Source organism: Parendozoicomonas sp. 2304DJ65-17 (genome assembly GCF_058148445.1).
In genome coordinates this window covers 319342-340115 of the sequence record NZ_JBYVJV010000006.1, presented here as the reverse complement: position 1 = coordinate 340115, position 20774 = coordinate 319342, and the positions used below count along the sequence as shown (strand labels likewise).

Sequence of the window (20774 nt, the reverse complement as noted above, 5' to 3'; positions counted from 1 at the left end):
GTTAATCAGAAAGCTTTATCTCACCAGGCAAGCACCCACACGAATTGCCTGAATTCTTTGTTAAAGATCGCTCATCAGCTCATTTCGTGATGAGGATTGCTGAACTCTTAAAGAGTGACTAGTAATTAGCCGTTCCAGCAAGGCCGCCATTTTACCGTGGAAGCTGTCGGTGTCAAGTGATTCGTTTTTGATAATTCGTTTAGAATCAATCGGTTAGGAATCTCTCAACGGTGTTGTCGTTAGCCTTGGCCGGTGACAACGAGGAGCGCATTCTACAGCGTTCCGTTTTGCTGTCAATGCTTGATTCTCAATTGAGAGAAGAAAGCGTTTCGGCTGAGTCGCCGGTGACAACGAGGCGGCATTATAGGGGCGCAGTAATTTTGGTCAAGGCATTCTGTATAAGCATTTATACAGCGTTTAATTATTACCTACGCCCGCCTTTGCCTCCTCTTCCACGCCCCCTACCTCGGCCTCGTCCACCACCACGACGATGTTGAGGATGTACATGAGCCTTCTTCTCTTCCTCTTTAGGAGGACTAACTAAAAGTTTTGTCATCTCCCCGACTAAATAATTAAACACGCCACCATCATCAACTGGTGTACAGGCAGTAGCTTCTCCAACCAACTCCTGCTGCTGAGCTTGCAGAGACACGCAAGCAATCAGTTGTGCGCAGTTACCCTCATTTAAATGTCCTTTCTTCATCATCTCGCTTACGTCTGCTATTTCACACTTACCCTTTTCAAGCAGAAGTTCCATTACTTCAAGCTGCTGCCCAAAGTGAGGATGAAGACCTTTCTTAAAGTGCAGATCGTTTAGAATTTCAATCACCTGCTGATTGGTTTCTAAAATCTTGCTTTGTTTTTTACTTAATTGTGCACCCTCAACAAGCTGTCTGATTCGGGCATTTAATGGGTCAGAGATGGTTAAGGAAGCTGGCAAACTTGCAGAACCGCTACCAGAGGATGAAGTCGTTTTCGTGTTTTCCGGTGGAAGAGAAAGTAATTCCGGCACTGTAACTGAATCTGTTGTACTGACTTCCTTATTACCACCTCCTTTTTTCTTCTTTTTTTTCTTTTTCTTCCTCTCATCTCCTACTGCTGCCGCACCGTCTTCTTTAGGTACTACAACAACCTTTTCTTCGAGCAAGTGTTCCCCTGTATCAAACTCTGGAATTTCTCCGAGCAAGCGAGCTTCATCTTCCAAGTGCTTTTTTGGATAGACCTCTCTATGGGATTCTTGAGGAATTGGCTTATCACCTAACTTGCCGTGGGCGTCTATCAAATGTTGATAATCTTCGCCTTTCATCTTAAAAGCTATTGCACCATCAGTGAGTAGCCGCCCAAGCTCAGCTTTCCCAGAAGTTACAGCCTCAATTTCTACCTTACTGACATATTTCCCTCTGAGAAGAAACTCCACCATCCCTTTTGCAGGCCAACGGTGTTTTCTTCTAATAAGAAGCTCTCCATAAATTTTTAACCTTTGGGGCAGAACTTCATCCAAAAGCTCATCATCGAGTGCTCTGCATAAGTCCAAACAGGCGACTGAGTTGCCATAATTCCCTTCTTCCACAACAGCTTCAAAGTTGAAGTCCTTTAAACCTGCCCCTTCTTGTAAGACCTGTAGCTCTCGTTCAAATGCGCCTTCGATTGCCGCCAGCCCTTTTGCTGCATAAGGGCACTGCAAACATTGATCAATAAGATGGAGCTTGTAATCCAACAATCGGAAAAACTGCTCCTTCTTTTTGGTTCCTGGCGACTTAGCCAACCCGGTTGCGACATGAACGAGTCTAGCTATAGAGGGAGCAACATCCTCTCCTACGGCAGACGCCCTGAAAAACTCAGCCTCAGCTTCCTGCAGATCATTCACATCCATTGAGCTAAAACTTGCCGTAGCCCCTCGTGCCGGATCAGCCATCAGGGGCGTCTCAACATCAACTCTCTCGACCTTTGCTGCTTTAATACTGAAACATTTCTCCAGCACCTCCCTACGATCCAGACACCCATTAAATATCTTGGGGAGTAGTTTCACTGAAAGTTCAGGCAGATCTCTCTCATGGGATACATGCCAGCAATAGAACTCTCCACTCTTCTTCATTCCTACCGCCAGCTTTTCAAGGTTACTTAATGCAGGGGCTGACTCAGCCGTAGCTTGTGTCGCTTTATAAAGTTCGGAAGGCTTAAAACGCAATGAATCCATAGTGGCAATACCTGATGCATGGGAGTTGCCAATAGACAGTTATAAAGGAGGGAAATTGCTGACAAAGGAGTCAGTAAAACTGAGAAAGGGAAGATCAGGAAAATGGAGCGGGTGACGGGAATCGAACCCGCATGTTCAGCTTGGGAAGCTGACGTTCTACCATTGAACTACACCCGCCGAGAGTGTCATTTGATTCTAACTATACGATAAGGATCAACAATGACCCTTATCAACAACCACAGTAACAACTGCAGCAACAACATTTATAACAGCAATACTGCCAGTGCTACCCCAATGGCCAGGGCAGTATCTTTTCCAGCCCCATGGCATAGCGCATGACCTTTTTCCGCCCGTAAGGAAACTTGCCACCAATCGCCAGTCCGATATTTCTTACGAACTTGAGTGGCAAAAAGTCATTACTGAACAGGTGATAGAACACATCCATCACCATCTGCATTCGGGAATTTTCCGGACGACGCTTTTTCTCATACTCAGAAAGTACAGCTAAGGAGCCAAGATCTTTGTCTTCTTCAAATGCTTTGCAAAGAACTTCTGCCAGGCACGCTGCATCCTGAAAACCAAGATTTACACCCTGGCCTGCCAGAGGGTTAATGGTGTGAGCAGCATCTCCAACCAGTACCACTCCAGGCTTTGCATAACAGGAGGCATGTCTGCGAGTGAGCGGGAAGAAGCTGCGTTCTACCAGAGCCAGAAGTTCTGGCAATTCTTCCGGGAAGTGATTCCGGACTTCCTGCAGAAACTCACTGTCTGACAATTCCATTAACCGTGAGACATTCTCCGGATGGTTATACCAAACCAAAGACGCATAGCCTTTGCCGCCAGAGGAAGGCAAAGGAAGCAATGCCAGAGGCCCGGTTGCAGTAAATGCCTGCCAGGTTATATCCAGTGGGCCAGCGGGAATCTCAACAGTTGCGACGAGCGCTCTCTGTTCATAGTCGCCACTGGAAAGGCCAATACCAGATTGCTGGCGTACAAAGGAGTTCGCTCCGTCAGCACCGATAACAAGCTTTCCTTTTATAGAACTACCATTATCCAGTGTGACTTGAGGAAGTGGGCCTGTTCGATCAATAGACACTGGCTTAGCTGGAGATATAACACAGACACTGTCCAGCGTATCGATCACTTTATGGAGGCCGAGCTGGGTAATACGGTTTTCAACAATAAAGCCAAGCTCTTCTGTTCCGACTTCTTTGCAATCAAACAGTGTTTGATTAAAACGGGAAGAGACCGGTTTATTGGTCAGAGGTTCTTTCAGCTTTTCCCATACCGCCATCTGACGGTAAGGACACAGCCGCATACTTTTAATATGGTTCCATGCTCCCAGCTTTTGCAAAAACTCAATACTGGCTGGGCTGAGAGCAGAAACCCGAATGTCAGGCACAGTGCCCGCTTCAAAAGGTTTGGGAATAACAGGGTCAACAAGGGCTACGCTTAACCCCGCCTGACCAAGCGCACAGCCGATTGCGGCGCCAACCATTCCTGCACCAGCAATAACAACATCATATTGCTTGCTTACATCAGGACTGCCGGTTTCGTTATCCACAGTTTTCCCCTGTTATTCTTAGTTCCGCTGTTGGCGCTACTGTGCACGAGCCATGCGCCGTTCTCAAGAGGCCTTGAGTGCCCGTATTTCCATATTTGGATACAGGTGCTTTAAAGCTTCTATATGAGTTCCGTGGCTGATGCAGGATTCCTTCTCAACCAGTGTCATGCTTTTCAGCTCAACATCACGCCCTAAAGTCATAAAGCGCAGATGAGACATAGCAGACGTGAAAGGTGGCAGGCTTGGGTTATGGGCAGCATTGGAAGCATAACGTCCGCAGGCTTTAGTGCCATCAGTAGCTTCCAGAACAACCCCGGCATAACCACCAGTGTAAGGCGCATAACTATGGCGAGCGGCATCCAATGCCAGTTTGGCCAGCTCATCACTTTCGCCACAGTTCAGATCAATGGCGTTACCGGAAAGAATACCGCCTTCAATACCCAGATCATTAGGACCAAAGGCTTCAGGCAGATATTTATCAAGAGTGTTACAACTGCACTTTCCGTCTGCAGAAATAATCTTCACTTCCAATGTGTCGGAACACTGGAGCTCATGGAGGAACTGTCGGCAGTGACCACACGGAGCGGCATTTACCACCAGAGACTTAATGCTTGTTTCACCGTGCAACCAGGCATTGTTCACGGCAGATTGCTCACCATGGAGGGACATTCCCAGAACAGAGTTTTCAAACTCCATATTGGCGCCAAGATAAAGGGCACCGGAACCACCACGGATAACTACGCCAACATAGAATTTGGAAACAGGCGCGACGGAACATGCCGCTGCAACGGGAAGCAGCTTTTCAGGAAGGTCCTCAATAGAGATAGACAAACAGGAAGCCAACTCTTCAGCCTGATTGGCTGTAAGCATGCCAGCCTGGGAGAAAAGCATGGTTTCAACAAGAGCACGGGCGTCAGGAGCAAAACCATCCAGTACGCGGCTATCGAATGAAAACAAAGGCATAGACAGAAAACCACACAGTTGTCGGGAGTAATGAATTAACCGACAACTGATCAAAAAGCAAACACTTGTTATTTAAAAAGGCACATTTCTGCGCCTTTTTTGATCTACACCAACGTAACTCAGTTCATTCGGCTCTCTCGGGATTGATAAGCAACCCCGGTTAAACCATCGGCACTGGCAACAATTTTCACTCTTAAACCAATAGGAGGAAACCGGAAAACGGCCTTACCATCTTCAATTTTTAGCGTTTCCAGCTTGCGGTTATCAGAATTGTAAACAGCGACCTCACCACCGGTTACTGGCTTGCCATTATCAAATATCCGTACCGTTACCTGATCATCAAAAGGTATGCTGTATACATGAAGTCCGGCGCTCACATAGCCTCCACCAGCGGATAGGGTGACTGCCAAAAGTGATTTAAGAACCGGCTTACGCATTTTGGATAAAGATAAGACGTTAAACATGGGCGAGCTGACCTCCGGCCAAGAGAAGGAACTAGACTGCCAAAACCAAGGCGGAGGCAAGGGTAGACCAGATACGTATTGGCGTAGCTAATATGAATACTAAAATGGCTCGCTTCACAAAATGGAACTGACTTCTCTGTGCGTCCAATAGTTATTATGGATTCAGGGGCCGGCGGCTTAACGGTGTTTGAAGAGATCAACCGAATGATGCCCTGGCTGCCAGTGATTTACTGTGCTGATAACGCAGGCTTTCCCTATGGGCCACGTTCAGAGGAAGATGTCGTACATCGGGTCAGCCATTATCTTGGCATTCTCTGCCAGAAACATAATCCCTCTATAGCGGTACTGGCCTGCAATACAGCCAGCACTGTGGCTCTTACCCGTATTCGACAGGAGCTGTCGATTCCAATTGTTGGCGTTGTTCCCGCCATTAAGACCGCAGCGACTCGCTCCCAAAACAAATGCATTGGTTTGCTGGCAACACCCGGCACAGTGAAACGCTCTTATACAGATAATCTGATTGAAGCCTTTGCCAGTGATTGCGAAGTGATTCGTGCCGGTTCTACCCGTCTTGTACATCTTGCAGAAAACAAACTCCACGGCGAACCCGTTGAGCAGAACGAGTTTGATGAGATTCTCGAACCTTTCAAATCTGCGAAACAGAGGCCAGATCATATTGTACTTGGCTGCACTCACTTCCCTTTGGTGAAAGAAGAACTCAGCAAAAGCATGCCGGATGTAACATGGGTTGATTCAGGAGAAGCGATTGCACGCCGGGTTTTCAGTCTTCTGGGAAATCCAGCATCCGAAAAGTCTACAGCTCCTGAACATCAGGTTTTTTTCACTGGGGACAGTGATTCTCTACCACCATTAAAGGCTTCTTTCCAAAAGCGTGGTTTTACTATTTCAGGAAACGGGCTGGTTAACTGACGGGAAGTGCGTTTGAAATTTCAAAATAAAAAGCCTGTCTGAACATCTCAGACAGGCTTTGTTTTATCAGGTCACAGAGAACTTATAGAAGACGTGCGTCGTAGTACGCCATCTCAGAGATCTTGTGATACTCCGTAGCCTGAGCCGCAAACTTGTTGAAGGACTCATAAACCCGCGCAGCCATTGGGTTGCTGGCAGAAACCTCTTTGGCAACCTGTTCCGCAACCGTATGCAGGTTCTTCAGAACATCATCTGGTAACTTCAGAACCTGAACACCATGGTCGTTCTTCAGCTGCTCAAGGGCCATGTTGTTACGGGCAGTGTACTCATCCAACATGGAAAGGTGAGATGCCTTGGTGGCAGCGTTAACAATAGCCTTCAAATCGTCCGGCAGTGCATTCCAGGCATCCAGATTTACAGTAAACTCCAGAGTTGAACCTGGCTCATGCCATCCTGGGTAGTAGTAGTACTTGGCAGCTTTATACAGGCCAAAGGCCATATCGTTGTATGGACCAACCCATTCTGTTGCGTCGATACTGCCAGTCTGCAGTGCAGTAAACAGTTCACCACCGGGAACGTTAACCGGAGAACCACCCAGACGCTTGAGGACTTCACCACCCAGACCTGGAATACGCATCTTCAGGCCTTTAAGGTCATCCAGAGATTCAATCTTGCGATTAAACCAGCCAGCCATTTGAACACCGGTACTGCCACCAGCAAATGGTTTGAGGTTGAAGTCTGCGTACAGCTCATCCCAGAGTTCCTGTCCGCCACCATTGTGGAGCCAGCTACTCATTTCCTGAGCATTCAGGCCGAAAGGAACAGCAGTAAAGAACTGGGTAGCCGGGTTCTTGCCTTTCCAGTAGTAAGCACCACTGTGTCCCATTTCTGCAGTACCACTCTGAACACCATCAAAAACTTCCAGAGCCGGAACAATTTCACCAGCGCCGTATACCTTAATATTCAGACGACCAGCGCTCATGGAATTAACCATTTCTGCAAAGCGCTCTGGAGCTGTTCCCAGGCCAGGGAAGTTTTTAGGCCAGGAGGTAATCAGCTTCCAATTGATAACTTCTTGTTTAGCGACGGGGTTGGTTGGTGTTTCTGGCGCACAGGTCAGCTCTTCTTTGGGACCACTGCAACCGGCAACAACAGCACCTGCAGCACCAACGCCTAGAGCTGTAATTAACTGACGACGTTTCATCTGTTTCTTTTCCCCTCTTTTATTATTGATTTTTATTGTTCTTATTTTCTGAGAACAAAACATACTATCCGGTCGGAAAAAATAGTGCCAGCAGACCACTTTAAACCTGACCATCGTTGCCAATTATTACCAGACCTTCAGTTTTCGAGAATGGCATCTTCCTGAAAACCAGGGTGAAAGGGTTATATCAATACAGGTAAACTTCGCTAGAAATACACAGACGGTACCTGCTGTGAGTGCAATAAATAAGGTTGGGCCCAAAAACCTGCGCAACCTGAATGCCATTCGCCTCGTTATATTTACAACCGAATTGCTGGCCTTATTCGGTGTTCATTATTTCTTTGAAATTTCTCTGAACTGGCTTCCCCTTTTCATTGTTTTTGGGGTGTCCGCTGGCTTGATGACCTATACGTGGTTTGTCTGCCAGAGAAAGGCTATTGCGTCACCAACTGAACTCTTCCTACACCTCCTGGCCGATACGCTGATTCAAACCGCATTGCTTTACTGGAGTGGTGGATACACTAATCCCCTGATATCGGTTTACCTTGTCACTGTGTCTATCAGTGCTGCCCTGCTCCCACTCAAGCAAAGATGGATTATTACGACCCTCAGCATTGTGGGTTACACCTTGCTGCAGAGTTGGTATCAACCTCTGATGGCCAGTGAGAATGGAATGATGGCTTCCCACCACGGTATGTCCAAAATGGCGACCCTTCACCTTGCCGGAATGTGGATGACATTTACGATCAGCGCCTTTCTTATTACAGGTCTGGTTGCCCGTATGGCAGACAGCCTTCGCGCCCACAGAGTCAAAGTTGCGGCCGGACGTGAATACCAGTTACGCAACGAACGAATCCTCGCGGTTGCAACAACAGCTGCCGGTACAGCCCATGAGCTGGGTACACCGCTTTCTACCATGAGTGTTTTGCTGAAAGAGATGTCGCTGGAGTATGACAAGCCATCGCAGCTTCTGGAGGATATTGCTCTACTCAGAACACAGGTAGACACCTGCAAAGAGAGCCTTACGAAAATTGTTGTTAACAGCCAGAACCAAAATCCATCAGTTCAGCAAGCACAAAACTTTATTCTTCAAACTCTGGATGAATGGCAACTCTTACGACCAGGGGTTGATGTATCTTTTGAATACCCTGAGCACTTCAAAGGCCATATTGAAACAGACCAGTCTCTGGAAATGGCCCTTATCAATCTTTTAAATAATGCTGCGGATGCAAGCCCCGATTTTGTAAAGGTGGAGCTCTCTCAAGATTCTGGAGAGGTGATTCTGCAAATCAAAGACAAAGGACAAGGTTTATCTGCAGATGTTTCGGAACACCCGGGATACACAACAGTGTCCACCAAAAAAGGCGGACTTGGGCTTGGGTTACAGCTCAGTGCTGCCACTATAGAAAAGCATAACGGTGTCGTTCGCCTTTATAATGCGAAAGAAATTGGAACAATCACTGAAGTAAGGTTACCTGAGGTTGACAGTAATGGATGACTTATCTTCCTGCATCGACCCACAACAGAAAGTTCTCCTTGTTGATGACGACGATACCTTCTGTCAGGTGCTGGCCAGAGCCATGCGCCGACGGAATTATGATGTGCGCGTCGCCCATTCTGCTGAGCAAGGGCAGGAAACCCTGAAGAGCTATAAGCCCGACTTAGCCGTTGTTGACCTTAAAATGGGAGGAGCCAATGGCCTTGTTCTGATCCCATCTCTGTTAGCCAGCAATGCAAACATCCGAACTCTAATTCTTACCGGATATGCCAGCATCGCGACTGCTGTTGAGGCCATACGCCTGGGAGCAACAAACTATCTCTGCAAACCAGCTGATGCTGACCAGATTCTTACGGCTCTCAATGAAAAACCCGCGGAGCCAGATTCTGTACCTGTAGCTGAACGACCACTGTCTGTAGACCGCCTTGAATATGAACATATTCAGCGGGTTCTGCTGGAAAATAGCGGAAATATCAGTGAAACAGCCCGCCAGTTGGGAATGCACAGGCGGACATTGCAGAGAAAGCTGAGTAAGAATCCAGTTAAAGCTTAAGAACTGGTGGCAGCTGAACGCTGATACCCTTTCAACGCATGCCTCTGGTAAACAGAGCACAATGGAGCAGAGAGAATTCTGCTGATCTTTGTGCGCCATTTGCCTGCCAGCGTAGGAGAGCCTGTTCCCAAAACCGGATTTGGCGAGTATTCCAGAATATCCTCTTCGATATGACGGGCCATTTGCGTTCCGCAAATAGCCTCAACAGCTAAAAGGCCAGCCTCATAAGAACCAATAGCAGGCCCGGCACTAAAGAATTTACCGTCAGCAACAACTTCCTCATGGCACACTATCGCCCCCAAAGGAGACAACAAGCTTGTCATATGAAAATTGGTTGTTGCACGCTTGCCCTTTAGTAATCCGGCAGCACCAATCACCACAGTTCCAGCGCAAACACTGATAATTCCTCGTGCCTGAGGCTCCTGCTTCCGAATAAAATCCAGAACTTCAGAATCTTTACTTTCCCATGGCATAACAGCTCCGATTACCAGCACATCAACCTGAGGGCATTGTTCGAAAGTTGTGTCTGCGGCAATGGTTGGCCCAAAAATGCTTTGAGTTTCGCCGGGTTCTTTCCAAACATAAAAAATCTCAGTTTCGGGAACAGAACCCAGAACATCTATAGCGCCCATAACATCAGGCAGATAGAGATTTGGCGGAGTAAGAACGGCAACCTTTAAAGGCTCAACTTTCTCCAGAGACTGTGTCTGATGTTCAGAAGGCTGACCAGAGAATCTTCGTTTGGGGTTATATTCCAGATTTAATTCCAGCATGCTGGCAAGCGTCTTTCCACGCAAAGCCTTCGTCACCATAAAGGCTGACTCAATACCACCGGTAGATGGCCCCGAGGTATAAAACTTTCCATCAACAACAGTTTTGTTCTGCTCAACAGGAATCGCACCATACCGGGCCAGTTGATCCATATTGGAATTGTTGGTCGTTACTTTTACACCCTTCAAGACTCCGGCTTTTGCCAGTGCAACAACGCCACTCGACACACCAATAACATACTCAGCATGTTCTGCCTGGCGTCTTACAAATTCGATATATCGGGAATTATTTAAAGATTCTTCCGGTACCTCTCCAATAACCAGCACATCAAGATCAGGGCAAACTTCAAAAGTAATATCAGCCTTTATAGGAAACCCGGACTTGCCATAAACCAACCCTTCATTTTCAGCGGCATAGAAAAAACGACGCCTTGGCTGCAAACCAAAAACTGCCTGCAACCCAACAACGTCCGCTGCACGAAAACCCGGAGCCAGTGCAAAACCAATTGATACTTTCCTGAAGAGAGACACTCTGTCCATTCCGATAGTCCGCTGATGAGAGAAAGGGAGATGCCAGCTCTGCTACAACGGACACCAGCAGAGCATGGCACCTCAAAACACGTGCTATGTCGTTTGTTGAACACCTGCAGTTCTACCAGATACAAGCTTTTCAATTCCAACAAAGAGCAGCATGACTGCACCCGTTACCGGAAACAAAACTCCTGTCAGCACAACCAGGGCAATTAAACCTTTCTGCCTGCCAGACAAATCTTCGAGTTCCTGCTTAGCGGGTGCATTAATAAGGGACCCGGATGGAGTGCGTCGCTTCCACCATAAAACACCACCGGTCATAGAAATCAGGATCAAACCAACACAGACCAGTACCGCCAGAATGACATTCCACCAGCCTGCGGCTCCCATGTGATAGGCAATGCCGGCTGCCATAGCTTTGGCTACAAGGTTGTAGTCATCCCAATCAATATCGGCAAGAACATCACCGGTGTACTGATCCAGATGAACAGTTCTGTCACCAAAAGGATTTGTAGCATCACGACTCATAGTGACAGACATAATGCTGTAAACACCGGTCTCGCCATCAGGTAAGCCGATACGGAACGAGTTACTGAAAGCGCCTTGGTCTTTAATGTAAAAACCAAGTTCCCCGGCCTTTTCAAAAGCCTGATCCAACATTATCTGTCCATCAGCATTGGTGCCCTGGGATGTAGGAACCGCTGTTAGCTCAAGATTCCAGGGCACTTCCTTGAGACCATCAGTATTTAAATCAGCATGAGTGATTTTTTCAGGGTTGGATTGCCACGCAGAGGCAGATTGCTCATCCGGAAAGGAGTTCCATGGCTGAACCATTTTTGCGCCCCAGATACCGGTCCATGTCATCCCCGTCAGCAGAAAGAACAACAGAAACAGGCTTAGATAAAATCCCATCGAAGCATGAATGTTTTTCCAGGCGGCTCTTTTCCCCTTACTCCATTCAGAAGGTTTCAAGAACATAGGAATAAACATGCTTTTCAGGCCAGCACTGTTTTTTGGCCAGTGCAGATAAAGGCCCGATATCAAGAGTAAAAAGCCAAGACCGGCTGCCAGCTCAATCAGAGCATCACCGGTCTCTCCCAACAGAAATGTTCCATGAATATCATCGCTGATAGTGTACAGACGATCTGCGTTTTCAAAACTTCCCAGAACTTCTGCAGTGTAGGGATTTACAAAAGTCAGTATTGTGCCGTTCTCACCTTTGACCTTAAACAGACTGGAACTTTGATCAGAGATAGGGGGAACAAATTGCGCAACTCTCGAATCTGGATATGCACTCTGCACAGCGTTCAATTGCTGTTGCAACGATAAAGGCTGATTTTCAGCAGGAGCTTCAACGGTTGTTAATTCATCACCGTATTGCCAGGCATCTATCCACGGATAGGCCAGCATAACCAAACCGGTTATCGACAACATCAGCATAAAGGGGATGACATAAAGACCAGCAAAGAAATGCCAGCGCCACATGGCTCGATAAATATTTTTATTCATTAGTTTTCTTATTTGTCTCAGGCCTTATGGCTATTTAATCCTCCTCCGAATACTACTAATTTTTGTTTCTGTGAAAATGTGGCAAAAAGTCGCATTCAAAAAATACCCCGTACAAGTCGGGGTATTTTTTGAAGCTGAACAATGTATCAGGTGCACACATCCAATTTGGCGTAAGCCACCATCAGCCACTTGCTGCCTTCAGAATCAAAGTTCACCTGAACACGAGCCTGAGCACCCTGCCCTTCAAAATTGAGAACAACACCTTCACCAAACATTTCATGGAAAACCCGCTGACCTAAACGCAGATCGGTACCGGGAACATCGGCGCTGGCAATCGCTCGCGATGTTGCTGTTACCGGGCGACTGATACTGGCATTCAGACGCACTTCATCCATCAGTTCACGGGGAATTTCCCGCAGGAAGCGTGATGGGCGGTTAATGGTGTCCTGACCGTGAAGTCTGCGGTTTTCGGCATAGGTCATGTAGAGCTGTTCTTCCGCACGGGTAATGCCCACGTAACAAAGACGACGTTCTTCTTCCAAGCCGTCAGGGTCTTCCATAGACATTTTGTGAGGGAACAAACCTTCTTCCATACCGGCCAGGAAAACCAATGGGAATTCCAGGCCTTTAGCGGAGTGCAGAGTCATCATCTGCACACTGTCAGTAAACTGATCGGCCTGTGTATCACCGGCTTCCAATGCCGCATGGGCAAGGAATGCATCCAGCGGTGCGAGAGTTTCCTGTTCCTCATCATCAAACACTTCTTCCGGATCAAACTCCCGGCAGGCAGATACCAGTTCCTCAAGGTTCTCAATCCGGGCTCTGCCCTTCTCACCTTTCTCTTTCTGGTACAGCTCAATCAGGCCGCTGATCTGAATACAGTGATCAGCAAACTCGTGAAGTGGCAAGCTATCACCTGAAGCAGAAAGCCCTTCTATTAACTCAATAAAGTTATTCACAGAGTTAGATGCCCGGGCAGTGAGCAGTTTCTGGTTAATCATCTGCCTGGCAGCCTGCCACATAGGCATACCGGCACCACGAGCTACATCACGAATAGACTGTACGGTTTTATCGCCAATACCACGGGGCGGAACATTAATTACACGTTCCAGAGACGTATCATCATTCACGTTGTTGGAAAGGCGCAGGTATGCCATGGCATTTTTGATTTCTGCCCGTTCGAAGAATCGCTGCCCGCCATAGATGCGATAAGGAATACCGCAGCGCAACATGGATTCTTCCAGAACCCGTGATTGAGCATTGGAGCGATACAGGATGGCAATATCACTGCGAGCCATTCCACCATCAACTGCACTTTGAATGCGGTCACTGATAAAGCGGGCTTCATCCACTTCATTGAAGCCGGAATACACCCGGATCGGATCGCCATCAACACCGTCCGTCCACAACTCTTTGCCCAAACGGCCGGGGTTGTTATCAATCAGTGTGTTTGCGGCTTTCAGAATTGTGCCGGTTGAACGGTAGTTCTGCTCCAGCCTGATGGTTTTGGCATTACTGAAGTCACGGGTGAAGTTGTGGATATTTTCAATCTTCGCGCCGCGCCAGCCGTAGATGGACTGGTCATCATCACCCACAACCATCATGTTGTCGCGTTCTCCAACAAGGTTGCGCAGCCAGGCATATTGTACGGAGTTGGTATCCTGAAACTCGTCCACCAGCACGTAACGGAAACGGTCACGGTAATGGTCACGCAGCTGAATATTGGTCAGCCAGAGTTCATTGGAACGCATCAGCAGCTCTGCAAAGTCCACCACACCCAGCTGCTGGCACTGCTCTTCATAGGCGGTGTACACGGCATGCATGGTTTTCTCATACAGATCGTGGCCGGGATCGTAGTGCTGAGGGCGCAGGCCTTCGTCTTTCTTACCGTTAATAAACCACTGAGCCTGGCGGGGTGGCCATTTGCTGTCATCCAGCCCCATGGCTTTCATAATACGTTTTACGATTCGCAGCTGGTCATCGCTATCGAGAATCTGGAAGTTTTCCGGCAAACCAGCTTCCTGCCAGTGAGCACGCAGAATACGGTGAGCAAGACCATGGAAAGTGCCAACCCACATACCACGCACAGGCATATCCAACATTTCTTCAATACGGCCACGCATTTCTGCGGCAGCTTTATTGGTAAAAGTTACCGCCATGATTGACCACGGAGATAAACCTTCCGTTTGTACCAGCCAGGCAATTCGGTGCACCAGCACCCGGGTTTTACCACTGCCGGCACCGGCCAATACCAAACCAGAGCTGAGCGGAAGAGTAACGGCTTCACGCTGGGCATCGTTCAAAGAATCAAGAATTGCGGTGACGTCCATAGCTCTAATCAGTGGCTCCGGTGAGATAGGCTTGAATATTCCAGACTGCCAAGTGTAACGAAAACGGCCGCCGGTGTTTATCCGTTAAGATTCTGTTGGCTGACCTCCAATGCTCAACATATACCCAATCAACTACACCTTTCCCCATATTGAAAAAACAACACATGTCGTTAAACTGACAAAAACTGATACTTTGTAAGTATTGGCCGCATTTTTGACTTGCCATTAATTGCTTGTTTCGGCTTAATAAAATTAGAACGGAAGCACCAAAAAAAATAAGAACAGGGTAAGGATGCCCGGAGCATTACCAAAAGGTGTAACTTCCTGAGTCTATGAACCACACGGCCCAACAATTCAGTAACACTCTCGACCTTCCCGTTGTCGACACCGACAAGGGTTGGCTGAAGACCCGTGTGCGTGCCGAACAACTGAAACACCTGCACAAAGGCTCTTTGCGATTATTTATTATTGTTGGCCTTTGCTCCGCCCTGACATTTCTAATGCTATGGTCTGCCCAGAGCTATCTTCCTGCTGCCATCTTCGTAGCTGGTTTTGTTGGGTTCGGCTTGCTACGCAATCGCATGACCAAGACCTTTCTTTCCAGTGAGCTGAACCTTTCAAAGCGACAGGAAATCTGGTTTTTCCTTTTTAATCTTGCCAACTTTATTGCCAGCCTGTTGCTGACAGCCGTTGTTGTAACGTTTTTTCCTCTGCATAGCATTATAAATTTGATCATTCTATGCACAGCAGCGGCAGCCATTATTTTCTCTTGTGCTGCTCTTTATTCGAGCTACCTTCCAGCTTTTTTCTTCTTTTCAGTCCCACTGACTCTGGGTGTGTCAGGCTGGCTGTGGTTAAATTCTCCGGCCGATTTCCGAAACTGGGCTCTTGCAGGCCCGGCGCTATTGGCATTTATGTCCTACCCGGCCCTGTATGTTCATAAAGTCTCGATAAATGGCCTTACCCGACACTTTATGAATCAGGCCCTCAGTAAACGACTGGCCAAAGAAAATCGTAAAACTGATGAAGCCCGCCAGGATCTGGAAGAAACCCGTGCTAACCTTGAACATATTGTTTCCAACCGCACTCGTGAACTGACTCGTACCAACTCCCGCCTTAATGATGAGATTCTTCAAAGAGAGGAAGCCAGCCTGGCCCTTCAGGAGAGTGAGCAGCGCCTGACACAGGTTCTTGATGCCAGTCGTCTTGGGTTCTGGGACTGGAATATGAAAGACGAACTGATTTATCACAGTCGGTTCAAAGAGTTATTTGGTTACGACATTGATCAACTGGATGGCTTTAAAGGGCACCTCGAGCACCTGATTCACCCGAAAGACAGCCTTTCCGTTCGCCGAGCCATCATCTCTCATCTTCGGGGTAAGAAAGAACAGTACATTGCCCGCTACCGTATCCGTCATTCAGAAGGCCATTGGGTCTGGGTGGAAGATCGCGGTCAGGTTGTTGAGTGGGATGAAAGAAAGCGTGCTTCAAGAATGCTGGGTACCCGCCGGGACATCAGCTTTGAACGCCAGTATGAGCAGGAATCCAGGCTGGCTCTTACCGTGTTTGAAAATACCAGCGATGCGATTTTCGTACTGAATACCAGCTTCAAGTTTATGACCGTGAACCGGGCGTTCAGAGATTTAACGGGATATTCTGATGAAGACTTAATTGGTAAGTCTACTCTCGACCTGAATCCCAGATATGGCAGCTCTGATCGTTACCGCAATATGTTGGAAACCCTGTCTATTGAAGGCCACGTTCAAGGAGAAATCATCGAACACCGTAAAGATGGTGAAACCTTCCCTATCTGGATTCAGATTAATGCGGTAAAGGATAACAGGGACAACCTGATTCACTACGTTGGCCTATTCAAGGATCTTACCCAGCATAAAGAAACAGAAGAGCGACTGCGTTACCTTTCCAACTATGACTCTCTGACCGGCCTTGCCAACCGCGCACTGTTTCACTCTCGTCTCCATGAAGCTCTGAAGATTGCAGAAAAGGAAAATCAGGAACTGGCTGTGATCATGATCGATCTGGATCGGTTCCGACAGATCAATGATTCTTTAGGTCATTCCACTGGTGACGAACTGCTTCGCCAGGTTTCCCGCAGATTGCTTCGCCATACAGCACGGGTTCATACAACATCTCGACTGGCCAGTGATGAGTTCGCCATTGTTATTGATAACTGGACAGACAAAGAAACTCTGGAAGAGCTCTCCAAAGAGATTATTAATACTCTCAGCACGCCTTACACCATCGACAACCATGAACTGTTAATCGGTGCCAGTATTGGTATTGCCCGGTACCCCGAAAATGGCCGGGAGCTGCAAACCCTGATCTCTCAGGCAGATACGGCAATGAATCAATCCAAGTACCTGGGCGGTAATACCGTACAGTTCTTCAATGAGAATATGCGCACCTCATCCCACGAGCGGATGATTCTGGAACGTAACCTGCGGCAGGCCATTGATGGCGACCAGTTGGAAGTTTTCTATCAACCAAAGATGACACTGGCAGAAGGCTCTATTACGACGGCAGAGGCTCTTGTTCGCTGGAACCACCCGGAAGACGGGCTGGTGATGCCGGGGAAATTCATCGCTCTGGCTGAAGAAACCGGCATGATTAATGATATTGGAGACTTTGTACTGGAACAGTCCTGTCGACAGGCCCGTGCCTGGCTGGACCGCGGCTGGGAAATACGTGTCTCGGTGAATATTTCAGCGCATCAGCTTCGAAAAGGAAATCTGGCTAAACAGGTCAGGGAAGTTCTCGAGAAAACGGAGCTGCCTGCTTACCTGCTGGAGTTGGAAATCACAGAAAGTCAGCTGATGGACGATATTGAACAATCCATAGAAATGCTGACTCTGGTGCGGGATCAGGGCGTAACCCTGAGCATTGATGATTTCGGAACCGGTTATTCATCTCTCAGTTACCTGAAGCGTTTACCTGTTGATACCCTCAAAATCGATCGTTCCTTTATTTCCCACCTTGATAGCAATGACGATGACTCAGCCATAACCCGGGCAATAATCGTTATGGCTCACAGCCTGGATTTACGGGTGGTGGCAGAAGGAGTAGAGAGCCGGTCTCATATCGATTTTCTGCAGGAGCATTCTTGTGATGAAGTGCAGGGCTACTTTATCAGCAAACCTCTGCCGGTCACGGAGTTCAATAAGTTTCTAGCCCACCGCCTGCAGATAACCGCTTAATTTATTAATTCCTTCTATATTGAAATAATCCCTTCCTGCAAAGGAGGGGATTACCCGCTTTACTGATAAAAGCGGAGATTGAAATCCATTACAGCAGAAAGCACACAAGGAGGTGTTCGTGTCTGCCAAAGTCTTTATCGGGATCAGCCTGGATGGCTATATCGCTGACCGCGATGGCGGACTGAATTTCCTGACAGATCCTCCCAACCCTAATAATTTTGATTATGGGTTTGTGGAATTCATGCTCAGAATTGATGGTCTGGTGATAGGTCGCAAGACTTTCGAGGCCATTCGAAAATCCTCACCCAAGTGGCCGTTTTCCAAACCAACATTTGTGCTCAGTAAAACCCTGAAAGAAGTTCCTGAAGAATTGAAAGGGAAAGTTGAGATATTTGCAGGCACGCCTCATGAAATCGTCAGAGCCATGAAGATGAAGAAAGCAAACCGTCTGTACATTGATGGTGGCCGGGTTATTCGGAGTTTTCTTGATGAAGACCTGATTGATGAAATGACACTTATCCAGATGCCAATTCTATTAGGAGGAGGAACTCAGTTATTCGGCACTCTTACCGGACACATGGAATTTGAGCATATTAATACCGAAATTTTTCAAAATGGCCTGATCAAAACACGATACAGACGAAAACATTAAACTCCATACAAAACCCCCACTCACCTTACCTGCTTTTTTGTACAACCTTCGACTTTCCCTCATAACGAACTCTTGTGCTCCGTTATACCCTTCACAGCATTATTAAAAGCAACATTGCTTTTAAGTGTTTTGGTGTTTTCAGTGAATGAACTGAAAACAGGGAATGAGGTGAGAATCCTCAACTGTGCCCGCAACTGTAACAGGCGAGCGTTTGGTCATTTTGCCACTGGGAATAAATTCCTGGGAAGGCTAACCAAAATGCCACGACCCTGAAGTCAGGATACCAGCCAGAACATGAGGGTGTGTTCACACCCTAGCTACAGCGCGTTATCTGTTAAGAATCAGGCGGGTGTACCTGATCGTGTAGTCATACTTTTGGTTTCCGGTTTTTCTACCCCCTTCTGAACAGAGCCACGCCTGTTTTTGCGCACGCTTTGGATACAGAAAATAAGGTAAACCGGATTCTCACATGCCCCATTGCTCCTCTGGTACAGGCACTACCCTTCTTCTTGGCATAGCCACAGAGTCCGAATGTCCTAAAAATATTCTTGTCGCTGCAATCAACCAGTTTATGGAAGACGGCGAGCATGACTTTAATGTTTTAGCCTCTCTATCCTGCGCACGGGAAAGTCTTATAAAACCAATTCTCTCAGACATTGCTGAGAGTATGTCTCTGGAACTGGAAACCTGCCCTGAACGCTGGCAGGCAGCCATGGACAAATACGTTCACAAATATCACGGTGAATTGGAAGGCCTTCTGCTTCAGGCATCTACCTGCGCACTATTCAACAGTGGCCGCAAAAAACTTCAGGCTGAACCACGCATCATTGAAGTTGAAGGCCACCGTGTCGCCCTCGCCCTCTCCCGCATAAAAGATTTACCTCTGGCTGAATACCGAACACACATGGTGTTCTGCGGTATTGAGCCCTGTATTCCACAACAGGAAAGCAAAACCTTTGCTCACCGATTAAGAGGCATCGCTAAACAGCTTGGTCTAGGCAAAGGCGAACGCAGAATGAAAATCACCCGTAGCCACTGCTGCGGAGCCTGCCGCAGCGGCAGTGTTTCCGTGATTTATGAAAACCTTCAACCCGGTGAAACCGCGGTAAATAACGGTTCCTGGATTGCCCACGGTGATGAACTTTCGGATGAGCAATGGCTGCAAGCCTTTCAAGCTATAGATGAACGCCGCCCGCTCACAGAGGTTCTTGATGAACGTTACTTTGTGAAAAAAATGGTGCGCTGAATCATGGCCAAACACTCTGTCATCAGTCGCAGTCTAGATAAGAAAGAGCTACGCAGTGGTTATACCACCGGCGCCTGTGCCGCAGCCGCAGCCCGCGCTGCAGTGAAGACATTGCTGTCTGGTCAGGAGCAAAGCGACATCACCATAACTCTGCCTGTTGGCAGCGATGTCACATTCCCGATTACCCGCACAGAGTTTTTAGAGGAAGGCGTTCTCTGCGCAATTACCAAAGATGCCGGAGATGACCCAGACTGCACTCACGGTGCAGAAATCTGTGCGCAGGTTTGCCTGAAAGATAATCCCGGTATTGCGCTTGAAGGTGGTGAAGGTGTTGCACGGGTAACGAAACCCGGCATTGGGCTTGAAGTAGGTGGCCCAGCCATTAATCCGGTTCCCCGCAAAAACATTACCGAAATGGTTCAGCAGGAACTGGATCACTCTCAACACCTGGGAGCAGAAGTCATTATCAGTGTTCCTGCTGGGCGCGAGTTAGCGAAACAAACGATTAGTGAACGCCTTGGGCTTATTGGCGGGATATCTATTCTCGGCACTCGGGGCACAGTCAAACCATTCTCCACATCGGCTTACGCTGCCAGCGTTCGGCAATCCATTCAGGTTGCCACTGTAAACAATGTTTTTGGCTTCGCCCTTACCACTGGTGGACGAACAGAAAAGTTTGCCATGACCCAGTTTCCGGAACTTCCCCGAGAAAGCTTTGTTCAGGCCGGAGATTTTGTCGGTGTCGGTTTGCGATCAGCTGCCCGCTACAAGGCTAGAAAAGTTCTGATCGTCGGCATGATTGGGAAAATTGCCAAACTGGCAGACGGAGCCATGATGACTCATGTCAGCGGCCCTGCCGTCAACTTCAATATGCTCTCCACACTTGCCAGTGAACATGGCGCACCTTCTGAACTCTGTGAAGACATACGCAAAGCCAACACTGCCCGCCATGTTCTGGAACTGCTGCAAAACGATCATTCCGGCAAAACCAACACCGCTGCGATCTATAACGCTCTTTGCCAAAGGGTTGTAGCTGCCGCTGAAAGCTATGGCCGCAAGAGTTTCCCAGTGAGTTGTTACCTGATTGATTTTCAAGGCCAGCTTCTTGGCTCCTGCGAACAATCCGCGGGCCAGCATCAATAAATTTA

Annotated in this window: 15 protein-coding genes, 1 tRNA gene and 1 riboswitch; of the genes, 7 read left to right on the top strand and 9 right to left on the bottom strand. The window is 47.8% G+C overall.

The genetic code is table 11. From position 1 onward, the window contains the following. Positions 1–424: 424 nt before the first annotated feature. From ACY2RR_RS16805 to ACY2RR_RS16785, 5 genes are all read right to left on the bottom strand, one after another. Positions 425–2197, bottom strand: coding sequence for a hypothetical protein (locus ACY2RR_RS16805; RefSeq protein WP_490109326.1), 1773 nt, complete (start codon positions 2195–2197; stop codon positions 425–427). A gap of 103 nt (positions 2198–2300) precedes the next feature. Next, positions 2301–2374 (bottom strand) — tRNA-Gly (locus tag ACY2RR_RS16800). 109 nt (positions 2375–2483) lie between these two features. After that, on the bottom strand, positions 2484–3761 hold the full coding sequence (locus tag ACY2RR_RS16795; RefSeq protein ID WP_490109325.1) for a UbiH/UbiF/VisC/COQ6 family ubiquinone biosynthesis hydroxylase: 1278 nt from the start codon (positions 3759–3761) through the stop codon (positions 2484–2486). A 63-nt stretch (positions 3762–3824) separates the two neighbouring features. Further along, entirely contained in the window at positions 3825–4724 is a 900-nt protein-coding gene (gene cdd / locus ACY2RR_RS16790) for a cytidine deaminase (RefSeq protein ID WP_490109324.1), read from the bottom strand. A 119-nt stretch (positions 4725–4843) separates the two neighbouring features. Further along, positions 4844–5188, bottom strand: coding sequence for a hypothetical protein (locus tag ACY2RR_RS16785; RefSeq protein ID WP_490109323.1), 345 nt, complete (start codon positions 5186–5188; stop codon positions 4844–4846). Between the two features lie 138 nt (positions 5189–5326). Here ACY2RR_RS16785 and murI point away from each other — a divergent pair, with 138 nt between their 5' ends. Then, positions 5327–6118, top strand: coding sequence for a glutamate racemase (murI, locus tag ACY2RR_RS16780; RefSeq protein ID WP_490109322.1), 792 nt, complete (start codon positions 5327–5329; stop codon positions 6116–6118). A gap of 82 nt (positions 6119–6200) precedes the next feature. Here murI and ACY2RR_RS16775 read toward each other — a convergent pair whose 3' ends face one another. Then, positions 6201–7322: a TRAP transporter substrate-binding protein gene (locus tag ACY2RR_RS16775; RefSeq protein ID WP_490109321.1), complete on the bottom strand. Its 1122-nt coding sequence runs from the start codon at positions 7320–7322 to the stop codon at positions 6201–6203. A 232-nt stretch (positions 7323–7554) separates the two neighbouring features. Here ACY2RR_RS16775 and ACY2RR_RS16770 point away from each other — a divergent pair, with 232 nt between their 5' ends. Then, entirely contained in the window at positions 7555–8820 is a 1266-nt protein-coding gene (locus ACY2RR_RS16770; RefSeq protein WP_490109320.1) for an ATP-binding protein, read from the top strand. After that, positions 8813–9373 (top strand): response regulator transcription factor, encoded by a 561-nt coding sequence (locus tag ACY2RR_RS16765; RefSeq protein ID WP_490109319.1) that lies wholly within the window; start codon positions 8813–8815, stop codon positions 9371–9373. The genes ACY2RR_RS16770 and ACY2RR_RS16765 overlap by 8 nt, the downstream gene beginning before the upstream one ends. Here ACY2RR_RS16765 and ACY2RR_RS16760 read toward each other — a convergent pair. The 3 genes from ACY2RR_RS16760 to uvrD form a co-directional block, all read right to left on the bottom strand. Further along, on the bottom strand, positions 9370–10683 hold the full coding sequence (locus ACY2RR_RS16760; RefSeq protein ID WP_490109318.1) for a DJ-1/PfpI family protein: 1314 nt from the start codon (positions 10681–10683) through the stop codon (positions 9370–9372). The two genes, ACY2RR_RS16765 and ACY2RR_RS16760, sit on opposite strands and share 4 nt — an antisense overlap. A gap of 84 nt (positions 10684–10767) precedes the next feature. Continuing rightward, the gene (locus ACY2RR_RS16755) at positions 10768–12183 is read right to left on the bottom strand and encodes a PepSY-associated TM helix domain-containing protein (protein ID WP_490109317.1); all 1416 of its coding nucleotides are present in this window, start codon (positions 12181–12183) and stop codon (positions 10768–10770) included. Positions 12184–12329: 146 nt separating this feature from the next. Continuing rightward, a complete protein-coding gene (gene uvrD / locus ACY2RR_RS16750) occupies positions 12330–14513 on the bottom strand; it encodes a DNA helicase II (protein WP_490109316.1) in 2184 nt (727 codons plus the stop codon). 332 nt (positions 14514–14845) lie between these two features. On the opposite strand from uvrD, the gene ACY2RR_RS16745 reads away from it, so the two are divergent. The 4 genes from ACY2RR_RS16745 to ACY2RR_RS16730 all read left to right on the top strand — a co-directional run bounded on the left by ACY2RR_RS16745 (position 14846) and on the right by ACY2RR_RS16730 (position 20769). Further along, entirely contained in the window at positions 14846–17728 is a 2883-nt protein-coding gene (locus tag ACY2RR_RS16745; protein WP_490109315.1) for an EAL domain-containing protein, read from the top strand. A 118-nt stretch (positions 17729–17846) separates the two neighbouring features. Continuing rightward, a complete protein-coding gene (locus ACY2RR_RS16740) occupies positions 17847–18380 on the top strand; it encodes a dihydrofolate reductase family protein (protein ID WP_490109314.1) in 534 nt (177 codons plus the stop codon). Positions 18381–18493: 113 nt separating this feature from the next. Further along, a riboswitch (cobalamin riboswitch) is annotated at positions 18494–18686 on the top strand. Positions 18687–18849: 163 nt separating this feature from the next. Next, entirely contained in the window at positions 18850–19626 is a 777-nt protein-coding gene (locus tag ACY2RR_RS16735) for a hypothetical protein (RefSeq protein ID WP_490109313.1), read from the top strand. A 3-nt stretch (positions 19627–19629) separates the two neighbouring features. Beyond that, complete coding sequence (locus ACY2RR_RS16730; protein WP_490109312.1) at positions 19630–20769, top strand: cobalt-precorrin-5B (C(1))-methyltransferase; 1140 nt, start codon at positions 19630–19632, stop codon at positions 20767–20769. Positions 20770–20774 lie beyond the last annotated feature (5 nt).

Bases quoted from the DNA above. Each gene is read 5' to 3' on its own strand.
- ACY2RR_RS16805 (WP_490109326.1), bottom strand. From the start codon at position 2,197: ATGGATTCATTGCGTTTTAAGCCTTCCGAACTTTATAAAGCGACACAA.
- cdd (WP_490109324.1), bottom strand. From the start codon at position 4,724: ATGCCTTTGTTTTCATTCGATAGCCGCGTACTGGATGGTTTTGCTCCT.
- ACY2RR_RS16785 (WP_490109323.1), bottom strand. From the start codon at position 5,188: ATGTTTAACGTCTTATCTTTATCCAAAATGCGTAAGCCGGTTCTTAAA.
- ACY2RR_RS16775 (WP_490109321.1), bottom strand. From the start codon at position 7,322: ATGAAACGTCGTCAGTTAATTACAGCTCTAGGCGTTGGTGCTGCAGGT.
- ACY2RR_RS16765 (WP_490109319.1), top strand. From the start codon at position 8,813: ATGGATGACTTATCTTCCTGCATCGACCCACAACAGAAAGTTCTCCTT.
- ACY2RR_RS16760 (WP_490109318.1), bottom strand. From the start codon at position 10,683: ATGGACAGAGTGTCTCTCTTCAGGAAAGTATCAATTGGTTTTGCACTG.
- ACY2RR_RS16755 (WP_490109317.1), bottom strand. From the start codon at position 12,183: ATGAATAAAAATATTTATCGAGCCATGTGGCGCTGGCATTTCTTTGCT.
- uvrD (WP_490109316.1), bottom strand. From the start codon at position 14,513: ATGGACGTCACCGCAATTCTTGATTCTTTGAACGATGCCCAGCGTGAA.
- ACY2RR_RS16745 (WP_490109315.1), top strand. From the start codon at position 14,846: ATGAACCACACGGCCCAACAATTCAGTAACACTCTCGACCTTCCCGTT.
- ACY2RR_RS16735 (WP_490109313.1), top strand. From the start codon at position 18,850: ATGCCCCATTGCTCCTCTGGTACAGGCACTACCCTTCTTCTTGGCATA.
- ACY2RR_RS16730 (WP_490109312.1), top strand. From the start codon at position 19,630: ATGGCCAAACACTCTGTCATCAGTCGCAGTCTAGATAAGAAAGAGCTA.